Source organism: Pantoea sp. RG18 (assembly GCF_025910075.1).
Taxonomy (GTDB): Bacteria; Pseudomonadota; Gammaproteobacteria; order Enterobacterales; family Enterobacteriaceae; genus Pantoea; species Pantoea agglomerans.
In genome coordinates this window covers 129,764-144,688 of the sequence record NZ_JAPCIL010000027.1, presented here as the reverse complement: position 1 = coordinate 144,688, position 14,925 = coordinate 129,764, and the positions used below count along the sequence as shown (strand labels likewise).

Below are 14,925 nucleotides of genomic sequence, written 5' to 3'. Positions count from 1 at the left end.
TCAGGACGTATGCAGGTTACACCTTTCTGATAATTATGATGATTTATCTGGTGCGGTATTCAAAACGATAACCCGGTCATGACCGGGTTTACTCTTGTTTATATTAGTGTCGTATTTGCGCCAGATCGTCTGACGTCAGGCCGGTCATTTCTATGACAGTTTTACGATCAAGGCCGTTTTGTAGCATAGTGCGCGCAATTTTCAGGGTAGCTTCACGCTGTCCTTCAGTACGACCTTTCTCAATACCACGCCGTTCACCAAGCTCGATACCTTCTGCGCGACCTTTTTCGATCCCTTTTTGTTCAAGCTGCTGTGCGATGGTCATCAGTGCGTCTCCGTGTTGTGGCACCCGCTGTGCCAGTTCGCGAACGAAAGCTTCGTAGTCAGCTGACTCACCAGCCTGCAGTAAATAGTGTATCAGCGTCATCACCTGGGGTGAAGAAAGATAATCGGCCATGAGTAGCGTGACCAGATGGTCAGTCAGGCTTGCAATGTCGCGTTGATGAATATGTTTCTGCAAAAGCGTCAGGGCGGCCATACTGCGATGAGTCATGATCTCATCTCCGGGATGACCGTAATGTCCACCAGCGGGAAGGCGCCTCTATAAAGGCTTTCCGCCACTACCGGATCATCAAATTCGTCGAACCAGCGGGTCGACCACGGATAGGGAGTGCGCTTACCGGTATAGAACAGTACAGGTATGACTAAAGGCAGCTTTTTATGGCCAGCTTCAAGGTGGCGCTGCATAGCGGCTACCGCATAACGTATCAGGCGGAATGCCATATGCCTGTCAGGGGTGGATTGGTGTTCAATCAGAACATGAATATATCCGTCACCGGTTGAGGTTCTGAGACTATACAAAACGTCACTGAAGTATTGACGCAAATCGTCTTCAACAAATGATCCGGACTCAAGCTTCAGTGTGGTGAGATCGCAGATTTTAAGCAATTTCTCCGGAAGGTGGATCTGCATAAAATCTCTGGCAACATCCGGATGCGTAAGAAACTGTCGAAAAGTAGCATCATGAGGTGTAGCACTTTTTTTATTTTTCATCAGTTCAGCCCCTGTAAATTCCATGCGCTGCTATCACAGCGAAGAGGCTATCTTAATAGTTCACATTTTAATTTATAATATTTAAATCTTGCCCAATCCATATAGATTAACTACACCAATGCTCTTTTAAAAAATTTATTAGCAAGATGCATTATGACGCAATCTAAATTAACCACCTTAATCAATTTATATAGCGATAATTAAAACATCCGGATGTACCCGAAACTTCTAACGCTGACCATTAATGTCTGAACCGCTTTACGAAAAGTTAATTTTCTATTTAAGTCACGGCATAACCAGCCCGATCACGCTGTTTATACCGCTCGCTCCCTATCCCCGTCCCGGCGCATCCAACAGGCTAAGCGCCACGCCTGTCAGGGTATAGACCACGACATACAACAGAATCAGTGCCGCAAGCAAAAGGCGGTGGCTGCGCATCTCACTTTTCTTCATGGTGCCATTCAGAAGGTGTAGCTCAATGCCAGGGTGGCCGATGCGCCGTTGTGCCGTGCAACGATGGGGCTATCTGAAGCATGCTTATCCAGCCAGCTGTAGTCACCGATCACACTGGCAGCCCAGGCAGGCGTGAACTGATGGCTCCAGGTCAGGCTGGTATCGGTGCCATAAAATCCACCCGCGGCGTCGTACCGTTCAAATCCGCTGCGCGCACTTTGCTTGCTGTTAACGCCATACCAGGTATTCATATAACGCCCGTCGCCAAACAGTCCCGCCACCTGCAGTGCCACGGTATCGTCACTGGTCTGCCAGGGGATCAGGGTTACGGAAGTCCGGTACTGCACACCCTGACTATCACTTAATGGCAGCGTCGCTTTGCCCTCCAGCACCAGCCACGGCGTTACCGACCATCCCAGCGCCAGCGCGGTGTTCATCGTTGCGTCGATGTTCCCCATGCCTCTGAGCCGGTCATCCCCATCTCGCCAGGATGAATTCTGGTCAGAACGGCCCAGCCCGTAGCCCAGCGTATGTTCCAGATACAGTCCATTATCTGCCTGCAGGTCATAGCCAATGCCTTTCTGTGAGTCTAAAAAGAAGGCCCCGTCGCGTGCCTGGATCACCGGCATCAGCTGCCAGTGCTGCTTATCGGCGCCGCTATAGCGTGGTGCATTGATACCTGCAATGCCCAGCGTGACGCTTGGCGGCGGCGTAGTCTCATCAGCCATGGCAGTCGCGGCACTGAATCCCAGCGAAAAACAGACCATGTGCAGCGTTATTTTTCCGGTTATCATCACGTTTCCTCATTATCACATCAGGTGCGGAGCTGAGGGGTTCAGAGCCGCGTCAATGGCCGGAGTATGCGAGGCGAGTGTCAATTAACGACCAGGGATTTATGAAGAAACAGTCAAGGTGATCCGAAAATGCAGTCAAAACGTGTACTGATTATTGAAGATGATGCTGATGCGGCGGGCGTACTTGAGGCCTACCTGAAACGTGAAAATTATGAGGTCATGATTGCCGGTGATGGGCCAGGCGGGCTGGATGCCGCCAGACGCTGGCAGCCCGATCTGATCCTGCTGGATATCATGCTGCCCGGCATGAACGGCACTGAAGTGCTGGCAGCGCTGCGACGTCGTGACGATACCCCGGTGATCATGGTAACCGCGATGGGTGATGCGCCGGACCGCATCGGCGCACTGCGCTATGGCGCGGATGACTACGTGGTCAAACCCTATCATCCGGGCGAAGTGGTGGCGCGCGTTCAGGCAGTACTGCGCCGTAGCCAGCAGAGTCAGGTACCCGCTGCAGAAACCCTGCGCTGGGCGGGTTTAGTGGTGGACCCGGTGGCGCTCACCGCAGTGGTCGATAGCGACAGTGCTTCACCGCGCCGCCTCGATCTGACACCGACCGAATTTTCCCTGTTGGTCACCCTGATGCGCGCTCCGACGCGTCCGTTTACCCGCCTGTTTCTGCTGGAGCACTGTCTGCCGGAAAGCGATGCGCTTGAGCGGGTGGTCGATACCCACGTCTATAACCTGCGTCGCAAACTGGAAGCCGCGGGCATCTCTGATGTCTTACCGGCAGTGCGCAGCGTCGGTTACCGGTTCAGACAGCCATGAAGAACGATACGCATACTTCATTGTGGCGCTGGATCTGCATCCGGGTGCTGTTTCTGGCGATTGGCAGCGTGGTGCTCATTGCCATCTGTATGTGGCTGCGCTTCGCAGTGCAAGCGTACTGGGTCTATTACCGGATGCCGCCCGCGCTGCTGGATGAGTTCACCCGGTTGCGCCACCACCCTGCCAGCGATCCTGTGCGCTTTCATCAGATTATGGACCAGTGGTGGGGCATCAACTTCTCCGATCCGTCGCTGGCCTCGTCGGACTGGCTTACCGTGATCGTGCTGGTCGTGGTAACGATTCCGTTTATGGTGCTGATGGCGCTGCGTTTCGCCCGTCCGCTGTCGGCGCAGTTCAGCCAGCTGGCTACCGCGGCGCGAGCGGTTTCAAAAGGCGAATTTGGCCGATCGGCGGTAATCGTAAAAGAAGCCCCACAGGAGCTGGTACGTTTTACTGAAGATTTTAATCAGATGACGCAGCAGCTGGCGCGTTACGAGCGTGAGCTGCGCACCTCGCATGTGGCGATGGCGCATGAGCTTCGCTCGCCACTTACGGCGGCGATGGGCCGCCTGCAGGGGATTCTGGATGGCGTCTTTCCTGCCGAACCGCAACAGCTGGCAATGATCATGAAGCAACTGACGCAGCTCAGTCGCCTGACAGACGAACTGCATCTCTTGTCGCTGGCGGATGCCGGGCAGCTTACCCTGAACCGCGAGTGGTTTAATCTCAGCGAGTTACTGCGCGAGCGCTCCGGCTGGCTTCTGCCGCAGGCAGAACAGGCGGGGATTGCCATCAGCGTGACATCACCCAACGATCTGCGGCTGTATGCCGATACCTTCCGGCTGGGCCAGGTAGTGACCATCATCTGTGAGAATGCAATGCGCTACGCTGCCGACGGTGGCGCGTTGCTGATCACGGCCAGCCAGAACGATCAGGCGATCATAATGACCTTCCGCGATTATGGTCAGGGTGTGGAGCCGGACTTCCTGCCGCAATTGTTTGACCGCTTTACCCGCGCTGACTCCTCACGCGCCCGCCACTCCGGCGGCAGCGGTCTGGGACTGTCGATTGCCAAAGCGATTGTCGAGGCGCACGGCGGGTCGCTTCACGCCACACTGCCCGCCGACGGCGGTCTGCTGATCGGGATAACGCTGCCGACGAGATAAATTGTTCTGGCTTGACCATTTCTTGATGGTTCATGGAACGTTTCTGGACACATGCCGGGTTCAATGAGCACAACTCATTAAAGGAACCCGGTTATGACAGACTTCTTATCGGATGCTGCCCGCCAGGTGTGGCGTCATCTCTTCGGTATTCACATCTTTGCGCCGATCATCTTCGTGCTGCTCGGGGTATTCATCATGACCGGTTGCCGGGACAATAGTTCTGCTCCGCCTGCCGCCCCGCTCCGCCCGGTTAAATCGGTGATTGCTCCACCGCTCAGCAGTGATGCATCGCTGGTGCTGACTGGCGAAATCCGCGCTCATGAAGAGGTCGCGCTAGCCTTCAGACTGGATGGCCGGGTGGTGAGCCGTGCGGTTGAGCTGGGCGATCGCGTCAGCGCCGGGCAATCGCTGGCAGCGCTGGAAAATGATCAGTCACGCAATCAGCTAAGCAGCGCACGGGCCGATCTCGACAGCGCACGCGCCGCCGAACGGGTCGCCGCGCTTAACCTGCATCGGATGCGGCTGCTGATGCCCGGAGGGGCCATCGCCCGCAGCCAGCTGGACAGCGCCCAGGCGGACTGGCAGAGCGCACAGTCCCGCCGTCACAGCAGCGAAGCGGCTCTGAAAAATGCCCAGGATAACCTCAGCTGGACTCAGCTGACTGCGCCTGCAGCAGGCCGGATCACCGCCATCACGGTTCAGCCAGGTCAGGTGGTCAGCGCCGGACAAAATGTGATGACGCTGGCAGCAGGGGATGCACGCGATGCGGTGTTTGACCTGACAACGCCTGCGCTGCTGCATCCTGATGATCGGACACCGCTGAAAGTGACGCTGCTCGCCGATCCCGGCGTGCAGGCCAGTGGCACAGTGCGTGACATCAGCCCGCAGGCCGATCCACAGACCCGCACATGGCGGCTGCGCATCTCACTGAATCAGCCGCCTGAGGTGATGGCACCCGGTGCCACAGTCATTGTCACCCTTCCCGATGCGCAGCCGCCGGTCATCGCCCTGCCCGCCAGCGCCCTGACCCGCTCCGCAGACAAACCCGCGCTGCTGGTCGTTGATGCGGCGTCACGCCTGCAGCTTCGTCCGGTAGTGCTGGCCCGCTTTAACGCGCAGCAAATCTTCGTCACTGCCGGGATCAAGCCGGGAGAGCGCGTCGTCACCGCCGGAGTCAGCACCCTGCAACCTGGCGAAAAAGTGGCGCTTTCGCAGGAGGCTCCATGAAAAAAACGTCTGGCTTTAACCTCTCCGGCTGGGCGCTGGCGCATCAGCAACTGGTGATCTTTTTCATGCTGCTGGTCATGGCGGCGGGTGTGCTGAGCTATGAACATCTGTCACGCAATGAAGACCCGGCGTTTACTATCAAAACCGCCGTAATATCAGCCCAATGGCCAGGCGCTGATGTGAACACCACGGTGCAACTGCTCACTGACGTACTGGAACAGAAAGTGCAGGAGATCCCGTCGCTGGATGCGGTTGAGAGCGAAACCCGCGCCGGACAAACCGTCATCTATGTCAACCTGCGCGATGACACGCCGCCCTCTCAGGTGGCCGGCATCTGGTACCAGCTGCGTAAAAAGATGCAGGATGTTGCCCCTTCACTGCCGCAGGGCGTGCAGGGTCCGGCCGTTAACGACGAATTTGATGACACCTTCGGCACCATTTATGGCTTCACGGCGGAGGGTTTTACCGCCAGAGAGCTACGCGACCGGGTCGATAACCTGCGTCGCAATCTGGCCAGTCTGCCCGACATCGGTAAAACCAGCCTGTTAGGTGTACAGGAGCAGCAGGTGGTTATCGCCTTTTCGCCGCGCAAGCTGAACGGCATGGGGCTCGATTTACAGCAGGTCAGCGACGCCATTAAAGCTCAGAACGATGTCGTCCCGGCGGGCAGCCTGCGTACCGACCGCGAGAATATTGCGCTGCGGGTCAGCGGCACCCTGACTTCGGTTGAAAATCTGCGGGCGATTACCCTGCATATCGGTGAGCGTTTTATTCCGCTGACCGATCTGGCCACCATCAGCCTGCAACCTGCCGAACCACCAGTCCCGACGTTTCGGGTTAACGGCGTTCCGGCTATCGGGCTGGCGATCTCCATGGCCGGCAGCGGCAACATGCTCGATTTCGGTCAGCAGCTCAGTCAGCGCATGCAGATGCTGGCCAGTCAGTTACCGCACGGTATTACCATGACCCGCGTGGCCGATCAGTCTTCCGTGGTGAAAAACGCGGTCAGCGGCTTTGTCCGGATACTGGGCGAAGCGATCGTCATCGTGTTAGCCGTCTCCTTTGTCTCGCTGGGACTGCGTGCCGGTCTGGTCGTTGCGGCGGCGATCCCGCTGGTACTGGCAATGACCTTTACCGGCATGTTAATGGCAGGCATCGGACTCCAGCGCATCTCGCTTGGCGCGCTAATCATCGCGCTGGGGCTGCTGGTGGATGATGCCATGATCACTGTCGAGGCAATGGTGGCGCGACTGGAAGCGGGCGACAGCAAGTGGCAGGCCGCCACCTATGCGTTTAAAACCACCGCATTTCCGATGCTGACCGGTACGCTGGTAATGATCGCCGGGTTCATTCCGGTCGGGTTCGCCGCCTCCAGTGCCGGAGAGTATTGCTACTCATTGTTTGTGGTGATTACCCTGGCGCTGCTCTGCTCGTGGGTCGTCGCGGTCATCTACTCTCCGCTCACCGGCTGCTGGCTGCTGTCGGCCAGGCACATCAAGGCCGATAAGCCGCCGGGCGTGCTGACGCGCAGCTATCACCGGCTACTGGAGGTGATTCTGCGTCACCGGCTGGTGACGATTGGCACAGCGATGGCGGTGCTGCTGGTCAGCCTTTACGCCACCACTTTTATGCAGGGTGAATTTTTCCCTGCGTCGGATCGGCCCGAGCTGCTGGTCAGCCTGACGCTTCCCGCCAGTGCAGCCCAGGCTGAAACCACCCGCCGTACCGCACAGCTGGAACAGATGCTGCGCAACGATCGGGATGTGGCGAACTACACCAGCTACGTTGGCTCGGGCGCGATACGCTTTTATCTGCCGATGGATGTGCTGCTGGATAATGAAAACATCGCGCAGCTGGTGGTGGTGGCGAAAGATCTGGCAGCACGCGATCGGCTGCGCAGCAGGCTGGAGCAGAAGCTGGCGGTGGATTTCAGTGATATCACTACCCGGGTATCGCCGCTGGAGCTGGGGCCACCGGTCGGCTGGCCGCTGAAATATCGCATCACCGGCCCGGATAATGCCAGGGTGCGTCAGGCGGCCGATCGGCTGGCGGCGCTGATCGCCCGCTCATCGCTGACACGCGAGGTCAATCTTACCGCCGGAGAGCCAGAACGGGTCATGACGCTGGCGGTGAACCAGACCGCAGCCCGCGCAGCCGGACTCTCTTCCGAGACGATAGCCACCGCGCTGAATACTCTGATGTCCGGCAGCATGGTGACCACCCTGCGCGATCGTAACCGCCTGATCGACGTCGTGCTGCGCAGCAATGACCCGGAGCGGCAGGACACTGACACACTGGCAGGATTGATGATCACCAATGCCAGCGGACAGAAAATCCCATTGCGACAGGTGGCAACCCTGAACTGGGGAGTGGATGACCCGGTGATATGGCGACGTCAGCGGCTGGCTTACATCACCGTACAGACCGATATTGCGCCCGGTCAGCGGGCTGAACAGGTCTCGCAGCAGCTCGCACCAGCCGTCGCCGCCCTGCGCGCCTCGCTGCCGGCCGGATACGGTATTGAAGAAGGTGGCGTGGCGGCCGAATCGGACAAAGGCAACGGTTCAGTGTTTGCTCTGCTGCCGGTAACAATCTGCGTCATGCTGGTCTTGCTGATGATTCAGCTGCAACGCTTCTCCGGCATGCTGCTGGCGCTGAGCATGGCACCGTTTGGCCTGCCCGGCATCGTATCCGCGATGCTGCCGGCTGGCACACCGCTGGGGTTCGTGGCACTGCTGGGGATTATTGCCCTGGCGGGGATCATCATCCGCAACGCGGTGATCATGATCAGTGAAGTCGATGCGAATAGCCGGGCCGGCCTGTCCGCGGGTGAGGCAATCCGGCAGGCTGCCCATCACCGTGCACGTCCCATTCTGCTGACCGCCTGTGCAGCAATACTCGGCATGATCCCCATCGCCCATCAGGTTTTCTGGGGGCCAATGGCTCTGGCGATTATTGGCGGCCTGGTCAGCGGTACGCTGGTGACGCTCACGGTGCTGCCCGCCGCGTTAAGTCTGTTGATGCAGCGCGGTTCACGTTAAAACAACACCCGGCGATCCCGTGCTGAGAACGGCGGGATCGCCGGAAAGGATCAGTTCATCACCTCGACCAGAATCAGCGGGCACTTTCTGACTTTGCAGGCCTGACTGTAGGCTAGCGAGCAGACCGAGCAGAGATCGCGCACGTCAGACTGGTACTCATACTCCATGAAATAGCGGAACTGGCCGCCCGCAGAATCTGTTCTCCAGAATCGCTGCGGCTCCAGAATTTCATCCAGTTGCCTGAATGTCAGGGCTGACGGGTTGTGAAACCCGACTCTTACGCGGTATGTAGTCATGCACCGATTATTGGCATCCCGGTCCCTGGCCGCCAGTTGGTTATTGTTTTCAGTTCAATAGCTGGCGCTTATCAACCCGCTTCGCCTGGTGCGGCAGGCTGTTCTGCCAGCAGCGCCAGCAGGTGCAGTACTGCTTTTGACGGGTGAAGCCGACGCCAGGCAAAGGCAACATCCGTAAATAGCGTGTTGTTTTCGATATCGCAGAAGCTGACCCCGGGGTTATCGACGCAGCGCATCGACTCCGGCACCAGCGCAATCCCGCAGCCCGCCGCCACCATGCCCAGCGACGTAGTGATCTGTGGAGCCTGCTGAAAAGTGTGGCGCGAAAAGCCCGCCCGCAGACAGGCAGTGACAATCAACTCATACAGGCTGGGCGAGACGTCGCGCGGGAAGATCACCAAGGTTTCTTCCGCCAGCGCGGATAGTGCCACGGTGGGTGTGCCGCTGAGGGGATGGCAGCGCGGCAGCGCAATCAGCATTTTCTCGGTGGAGATGACGCGCAGATTAAATGACTTGCTGCTTTCACACGGCAGCCGGATAAAAGCGGCATCCAGTAATCCCTCCTGTAAATCCTGCATCAGCAGAGACATATTCTCTTCGCGGGTCAGAAGCTCCATCGCCGGATAACGTTCTTTAAACTGGCGGATCAGGGTGAAGATGCGTGGATTAAACGCCACCGAGCTGGCAAAGCCCAGCGACAGCTGACCACTGATCCCGCGCGCAATACCGCGTGCGTTCTCCAGCGCCTGATCGGCCAGTTGCACAATCTGCCGGGCATCCGCCAGAAACGCTTCGCCCGCTTCGGTGAGTTCCACTCCGCGCGTCAGGCGCTTCAGCAACGGTGTGCCAATTTCCTGCTCCAGCCGCAGTATCTGCTGACTCAGCGGCGGCTGCGATATGCCCAGTATCTCGGCGGCACGAGTGAAGTGAAGCGTCTCGGCTACGGCAACAAAATAACGCAGATGGCGAAGTTCCATATCAAAAACGTCTCAAAGTTAACAGGTTTCGCTATTGGACCCACCGACTGAATCGGTTCACCATTAGGTTAACACGGCTTAACGGTTAATCGATGAGGCATCAAATGAGCAATTGTGTAACTGATTGTTCCTGTGAGGATCAACTAAAACATACTGTCCTGACGCTTTCACAGGATGCACCAGAAAGCGTTATCTATCAGACCTCTTTAATGAGTGCGCTGCTGAGCGGCGTTTACGACGGCAATGTCCGTATTGCCGACCTGCTGCGTAAAGGGGATTTCGGCCTGGGTACCTTTAACCGGCTGGATGGCGAAATGATCGCGTTTGATAGCAAGGTCTATCAGCTGCACGCCGACGGCAGCGCGCACCCGGCCGATCCGGCGCAGAAAACTCCGTTCGCCGTGATGACCTTTTTTAAACCGCAGCATATGTATGAATTTGACCGGCCGATGTCGCGTGAGGCGATCCATCAGGTGATCGACAACGAAATCACCTCCGATAACCAGTTCTGCGCGCTGCGCATCAGCGGTCGTTTCAGTCGCGTCGAGACCCGCACCGTGCCATGCCAGTGTCGTCCCTATCGCTCAATGCCGGAAGTGCTGGGCGATCAGCCGACCTTTGCCTTCAGCCAGCGCGCGGGCGAACTGATCGGATTCCGTACGCCGCAATATATGCAGGGCATTAACGTTGCAGGCTATCACGAACATTTTATTACCGACGACCGCGAAGGCGGCGGCCACATTCTCGATTATGCGCTGGAACAGGGCACCCTGACCTTTGGTGCCATCAGCAAGCTGGTCGTAGATTTGCCGCAGGACAGCGATTTTCTCAATGCCGACCTGAACCCCGCCAATCTTGACGCCGCGATTCGTGCGGTAGAAAGCTAATCAGAGGAATGACGATGAAAACTCCAACCGATACCACACTCTGGACCTGTGGCGCTGACCTGGTGGTGGCGCAACTTGAGGCACAGGGCGTCCGCCACGTCTTTGGCATTCCTGGCGCAAAAATTGATAAAGTCTTCGACTCACTGCTGGATTCCTCCATCCAGACCATCCCGGTTCGCCACGAAGCTAACGCCGCATTTATGGCCGCCGCAGTGGGCCGCCTTACCGGCAATGCGGGCGTGGCGCTGGTCACCTCCGGGCCGGGCTGCTCCAACCTGATCACCGGCATGGCCACCGCCACCAGCGAAGGCGATCCGGTGGTGGCTATCGGCGGTCAGGTGAAGCGCTCCGACAGCGCCAAGCAGGTTCATCAGAGCATGGACACGGTTTCAATGTTTCGCCCAATCACTAAATATGCAGTTGAGGTCACCGACCCCGCTGCGCTTTCTGAATGCCTGTCGAATGCGTTTCGCCACGCCGAACATGGCCGGGGCGGCGGTGCCTTTATCAGCCTGCCACAGGATATTGTCGATCAACCGGTTACCGGCAAAGCGTTGAGCAGCAAAGGCCGCCCGGTACTGGGCGCCGCACCTGACTCAATGATCGACGCCGTCAGCGAAGCTATCGCCGGGGCTAAAAATCCGGTCATCCTGCTGGGATTAATGGCGAGCCAGACAGAGAACAGCGAAGCGATTCATGAGCTGCTGACACGCAGTCACATTCCGGTCACCAGCACCTATCAGGCAGCAGGAGCGGTCAGACAGGATCACTTCTCACGCTTCGCCGGGCGCGTCGGGCTGTTTAACAACCAGGCGGGCGACAGGCTGCTGCAACAGGCTGACCTGATCGTCACCATCGGCTACAGCCCGGTGGAATATGAACCGGCGATGTGGAACAGCGGTAACGCCACACTGATTCATATCGACGTAATACCCGCTGAGACCGACAACCGCTATCTGCCTGACGCAGAACTGGTGGGTGATATAGCCGCCACAGTGCGTAAACTCGCCGCGCGCATCACTGCCCCACTCCAGCTGACCCCGGAAGCCGCCACCATCCTTGAGGATCGTCAGCAGCAGCGCAAATTGCTGGCGATGCAGGGTGCCAGCCTCAATCAGTTTGCTCTGCATCCGCTGCGCATTGTCCGCGCCATGCAGGACATTATTAACAGTGACGTCAGCCTTACCGTCGATATGGGCAGCTTCCACATCTGGATCGCCCGCTACCTCTACAGCTTCCGCGCCCGTCAGATCATGATCTCCAACGGTCAGCAGACGATGGGTGTGGCCCTGCCGTGGGCGATTGGTGCCTGGCTGGTCGAGCCGCAGCGCAAAGTGGTTTCAGTTTCCGGCGATGGTGGTTTCCTGCAATCCAGCATGGAGCTGGAAACTGCCGTCCGCTTAAAAGCCAACATTCTGCACATCGTCTGGGTCGATAACGCCTACAACATGGTGGCGATGCAGGAAGAGAAAAAATATCACCGCGTCTCGGGCGTCAATTTTGGGCCGGTCGATTTCAAAGCCTATGCCGAAGCGTTTGGGGCAGCGGGCTTTGCGGTGACCAGTGCGGCAGAGCTGGAGCCGACGCTGCGTAAAGCGATGGATGTTCAGGGGCCCGCCGTGGTCGCGGTGCCGGTCGATTACACCGACAACCCGCTGCTGATGGGTCAGCTGCATCTGAGCCAGCTTCTTTAATTTCTCAAAAAGGAAATCATGATGAAAAACAGAGTGGCATTTGTGACCGGCGCAGGCCAGGGCATTGGTGAAGCGATCGCCCTGCGTCTGGCGAAAGATGGACTGGCGGTTGCAGTAGCCGATTTTAATCAGGAGACCGCACGCCAGGTCGCGGAGAAGATCAACCAGCAGGGTGGCAAAGCGATTGCGCTGAAAGTCGATGTCTCGCAACGTGATCAGGTGATAGAAGCGGTAGAAGAGGCGCGCCGCACGCTGGGCGGCTTTGACGTCATCGTCAATAATGCCGGTATTGCGCCCTCCACGCCGATTGCTGAGATCACCGAAGCGGTGGTAGACAAGGTCTACAACGTCAATGTCAAAGGAGTGATCTGGGGCATGCAGGCCGCGATTAAAGCGTTTGCTGCAGAAGGTCACGGCGGCAAAATCATCAACGCCTGTTCTCAGGCGGGTCATGTCGGTAATCCGGAGCTGGCAGTTTACAGCTCCAGTAAGTTTGCCGTGCGCGGCCTGACGCAGACCGCTGCGCGCGATCTGGCACCTGCCGGCATCACGGTTAACGCCTTCTGCCCTGGCATTGTCAGAACACCGATGTGGGAAGAGATCGACCGCCAGATCTCTGAAGCAGCCGGCAAGCCCGCCGGCTACGGCACCGAGGAATTTGCGAAACGCATTACGCTGGGACGTCTTTCTGAACCGGAAGATGTGGCTGCCTGCGTCGCCTACCTGGCCAGTCCCGATTCCGATTACATGACCGGTCAGTCGCTGTTGATTGATGGCGGCATGGTGTTTAACTGATCTTCGTTCGCCTGCTGCGTCATCGCGTGGCAGGCGTTTTTCCTGACCGGGTTGAACCGTTAATTTTTTTTATCTGAAAAGCGGTTAACCATCAGCCTCTTGACCGTCTGCCCCCGTATTTCCTGCCTTTTTGTCGCCACAGAGATTAAAGCTGCTTATCACCCTGCCGATAAAACAGAGACTCCTCTCCCTGTTCGAAGCGACCATGTTAACGATCAACCATAACGAAACCGCCGCGATTACGAACAAAACGCGGTACAGCACTGACTCTGTTCTGGGACGAACGGTTGAACGGTTATCATCAGGGATGAGAATTAACAGTGCCAAAGATGACGCGGCAGGTCAGGCTATTGCCAACCGCATGACGGCCAATATTAATGCCGATGCGGTGGTAGCGCGTGGCCTCAATGACGCCATCAGCTATTCCCAGACCGCCAGTGGCGGCCTTGGCAGCATCGTCGATCTGCTGATCCAGGCGCGCACCCTGTCGGTCCAGGCAGCCAACGGCACGCTGTCGGACGCCGATCGACAGAGCATCAACGGCCAGTATCAGCAGATTATGGCAGGCATCAATGAAGTGGCAGACCACACTGAGATTTTTGGCCGCTATCCGCTGGCGACAAATAATCCCGATCTACCGCCTGCGAAGCTGGGTAACGTTGACCCTATCAACACGAAGTTTCCGGTGCCGGGCAAGAATTACTCCTTTACCTCTGGCGTGATCCCGCTGGCCTATATCCCGGCAGGCTCGACGGCGATAAGCATCACGATTGATTCGCTGGGTATGGATGACGATCTCCAGCTCTTTACCCGCGACGGTAAGCACCTGGTCGGTACACCACTGGACGGCAGTGCGCCTGATTACACCTGGGCCAGCAAAAGCATCACTAATGCGGCTACCGCTGATAGTCGCCTGCTGACCAGCAGTAACGGATTTGCCAGCGGTGCGGCTTATGACAGCTCGCAGTTACTGGAGGGCGGCCCGAGCTGGACGCTGGCGGGCAGTAACAGCAGCACCTACAACGGCATGAACATCACTTACAGCGGTGACGGCGATCGCTATGAGGATATCGCCAGCGGCGATTTCAACAACGGCACCATCACCAGTAACCGGCTTGAGCGCATCACGCTGGATACCGTCAGCGAGGATTTGATTGTGGTGGTGGTGGGCAATGGTTCCTTCACCGGTAATCTGACCTGGGGAAATCTGCCGGAACCCAAAAGCCTGCCTGCAACGCCGCCGAAGAAGAGCGAACCTATGGAGGTGGTCACCAGCGCCGATTACGGTCAGCCGATCCAGTCGGATACTATTCCGGCAACGCCATCGGATACCAAAACGCTGGGGCTGAACAACACAACGCTGCTTACAGAGGGCGATATCTCAACCACCATGAAGGCACTGGATAGCGCGCTCGAGAAGATCAGCGGTTATCAGTCGATCTATGGCGCAAAGATCAACCGTTACGAGTCCAACCGTAATGTGTTATCGCAGCAGGGTGTGGATACCTCAGCGGCTCGCAGCCGCATACAGGATGCGGACTATGCTGAAGAAGCAAGCCAGCTGGCACGCAGCCAGATTATTCAGCAGGGTCAGACTGCCGTCAGCAAAATGGCGAATAAAACCCCTGAGATGATTATTCAGCTGTTAGGCAGCTAATAACGTTAACCGGCTGAGCATCAAGGCTCAGCCGGTTACCCTGTTTCTCCACCACTC

Annotated in this window: 12 protein-coding genes and 1 pseudogene; 8 read left to right on the top strand and 5 right to left on the bottom strand. The window is 57.5% G+C overall.

What is annotated here, in order from left to right; translation table 11 throughout:
- Nucleotides 1-103: 103 nt before the first annotated feature.
- From OK409_RS22240 to OK409_RS22230, 3 genes and pseudogenes are all read right to left on the bottom strand, one after another.
- Nucleotides 104-1,053, bottom strand: a pseudogene (locus OK409_RS22240) (Rpn family recombination-promoting nuclease/putative transposase).
- 330 nt (nucleotides 1,054-1,383) lie between these two features.
- Nucleotides 1,384-1,506, bottom strand: coding sequence for a hypothetical protein (locus OK409_RS22235; protein ID WP_254920079.1), 123 nt, complete (start codon nucleotides 1,504-1,506; stop codon nucleotides 1,384-1,386).
- Nucleotides 1,507-1,514: 8 nt separating this feature from the next.
- Nucleotides 1,515-2,300 (bottom strand): MipA/OmpV family protein, encoded by a 786-nt coding sequence (locus OK409_RS22230; protein ID WP_022624202.1) that lies wholly within the window; start codon nucleotides 2,298-2,300, stop codon nucleotides 1,515-1,517.
- Between the two features lie 129 nt (nucleotides 2,301-2,429).
- Here OK409_RS22230 and OK409_RS22225 point away from each other — a divergent pair, with 129 nt between their 5' ends.
- The 4 genes from OK409_RS22225 (at nucleotide 2,430) to OK409_RS22210 (ending at nucleotide 8,562) form a co-directional block, all read left to right on the top strand.
- Nucleotides 2,430-3,128, top strand: a complete 699-nt coding sequence (locus OK409_RS22225; protein ID WP_010256840.1) for a response regulator — start codon at nucleotides 2,430-2,432, stop codon at nucleotides 3,126-3,128.
- Nucleotides 3,125-4,294: a sensor histidine kinase gene (locus OK409_RS22220; protein ID WP_033770228.1), complete on the top strand. Its 1,170-nt coding sequence runs from the start codon at nucleotides 3,125-3,127 to the stop codon at nucleotides 4,292-4,294. The genes OK409_RS22225 and OK409_RS22220 overlap by 4 nt, the downstream gene beginning before the upstream one ends.
- Nucleotides 4,295-4,387: 93 nt before the next feature.
- The gene (locus OK409_RS22215) at nucleotides 4,388-5,521 is read left to right on the top strand and encodes an efflux RND transporter periplasmic adaptor subunit (RefSeq protein ID WP_264367547.1); all 1,134 of its coding nucleotides are present in this window, start codon (nucleotides 4,388-4,390) and stop codon (nucleotides 5,519-5,521) included.
- Entirely contained in the window at nucleotides 5,518-8,562 is a 3,045-nt protein-coding gene (locus tag OK409_RS22210) for an efflux RND transporter permease subunit (RefSeq protein ID WP_264367546.1), read from the top strand. Before OK409_RS22215 ends, OK409_RS22210 begins: the two co-directional genes overlap by 4 nt.
- A gap of 50 nt (nucleotides 8,563-8,612) precedes the next feature.
- Here OK409_RS22210 and OK409_RS22205 read toward each other — a convergent pair whose 3' ends face one another.
- Both OK409_RS22205 and OK409_RS22200 read right to left on the bottom strand, forming a co-directional pair.
- On the bottom strand, nucleotides 8,613-8,858 hold the full coding sequence (locus OK409_RS22205; protein ID WP_010256845.1) for a hypothetical protein: 246 nt from the start codon (nucleotides 8,856-8,858) through the stop codon (nucleotides 8,613-8,615).
- A 71-nt stretch (nucleotides 8,859-8,929) separates the two neighbouring features.
- Nucleotides 8,930-9,835, bottom strand: a complete 906-nt coding sequence (locus OK409_RS22200; RefSeq protein ID WP_010671982.1) for a LysR family transcriptional regulator — start codon at nucleotides 9,833-9,835, stop codon at nucleotides 8,930-8,932.
- Between the two features lie 104 nt (nucleotides 9,836-9,939).
- Here OK409_RS22200 and budA point away from each other — a divergent pair, with 104 nt between their 5' ends.
- From budA to OK409_RS22180, 4 genes are all read left to right on the top strand, one after another.
- A complete protein-coding gene (gene budA / locus OK409_RS22195; protein ID WP_033774026.1) occupies nucleotides 9,940-10,722 on the top strand; it encodes an acetolactate decarboxylase in 783 nt (260 codons plus the stop codon).
- A 14-nt stretch (nucleotides 10,723-10,736) separates the two neighbouring features.
- Nucleotides 10,737-12,416 (top strand): acetolactate synthase AlsS, encoded by a 1,680-nt coding sequence (gene alsS, locus OK409_RS22190; RefSeq protein ID WP_010256852.1) that lies wholly within the window; start codon nucleotides 10,737-10,739, stop codon nucleotides 12,414-12,416.
- Nucleotides 12,417-12,437: 21 nt separating this feature from the next.
- Nucleotides 12,438-13,211: a (S)-acetoin forming diacetyl reductase gene (locus tag OK409_RS22185; RefSeq protein WP_050680277.1), complete on the top strand. Its 774-nt coding sequence runs from the start codon at nucleotides 12,438-12,440 to the stop codon at nucleotides 13,209-13,211.
- A gap of 205 nt (nucleotides 13,212-13,416) precedes the next feature.
- Nucleotides 13,417-14,868 (top strand): flagellin, encoded by a 1,452-nt coding sequence (locus tag OK409_RS22180; protein WP_182505142.1) that lies wholly within the window; start codon nucleotides 13,417-13,419, stop codon nucleotides 14,866-14,868.
- Nucleotides 14,869-14,925: the final 57 nt, after the last annotated feature.

Excerpts from the sequence above, each read along its gene's own strand:
- OK409_RS22235 (WP_254920079.1), bottom strand. The coding sequence starts at position 1,506 with ATGAAGAAAAGTGAGATGCGCAGCCACCGCCTTTTGCTTGCGGCACTG.
- OK409_RS22230 (WP_022624202.1), bottom strand. The coding sequence starts at position 2,300 with ATGATAACCGGAAAAATAACGCTGCACATGGTCTGTTTTTCGCTGGGA.
- OK409_RS22225 (WP_010256840.1), top strand. The coding sequence starts at position 2,430 with ATGCAGTCAAAACGTGTACTGATTATTGAAGATGATGCTGATGCGGCG.
- OK409_RS22220 (WP_033770228.1), top strand. The coding sequence starts at position 3,125 with ATGAAGAACGATACGCATACTTCATTGTGGCGCTGGATCTGCATCCGG.
- OK409_RS22215 (WP_264367547.1), top strand. The coding sequence starts at position 4,388 with ATGACAGACTTCTTATCGGATGCTGCCCGCCAGGTGTGGCGTCATCTC.
- OK409_RS22210 (WP_264367546.1), top strand. The coding sequence starts at position 5,518 with ATGAAAAAAACGTCTGGCTTTAACCTCTCCGGCTGGGCGCTGGCGCAT.
- OK409_RS22205 (WP_010256845.1), bottom strand. The coding sequence starts at position 8,858 with ATGACTACATACCGCGTAAGAGTCGGGTTTCACAACCCGTCAGCCCTG.
- OK409_RS22200 (WP_010671982.1), bottom strand. The coding sequence starts at position 9,835 with ATGGAACTTCGCCATCTGCGTTATTTTGTTGCCGTAGCCGAGACGCTT.
- budA (WP_033774026.1), top strand. The coding sequence starts at position 9,940 with ATGAGCAATTGTGTAACTGATTGTTCCTGTGAGGATCAACTAAAACAT.
- alsS (WP_010256852.1), top strand. The coding sequence starts at position 10,737 with ATGAAAACTCCAACCGATACCACACTCTGGACCTGTGGCGCTGACCTG.
- OK409_RS22185 (WP_050680277.1), top strand. The coding sequence starts at position 12,438 with ATGAAAAACAGAGTGGCATTTGTGACCGGCGCAGGCCAGGGCATTGGT.
- OK409_RS22180 (WP_182505142.1), top strand. The coding sequence starts at position 13,417 with ATGTTAACGATCAACCATAACGAAACCGCCGCGATTACGAACAAAACG.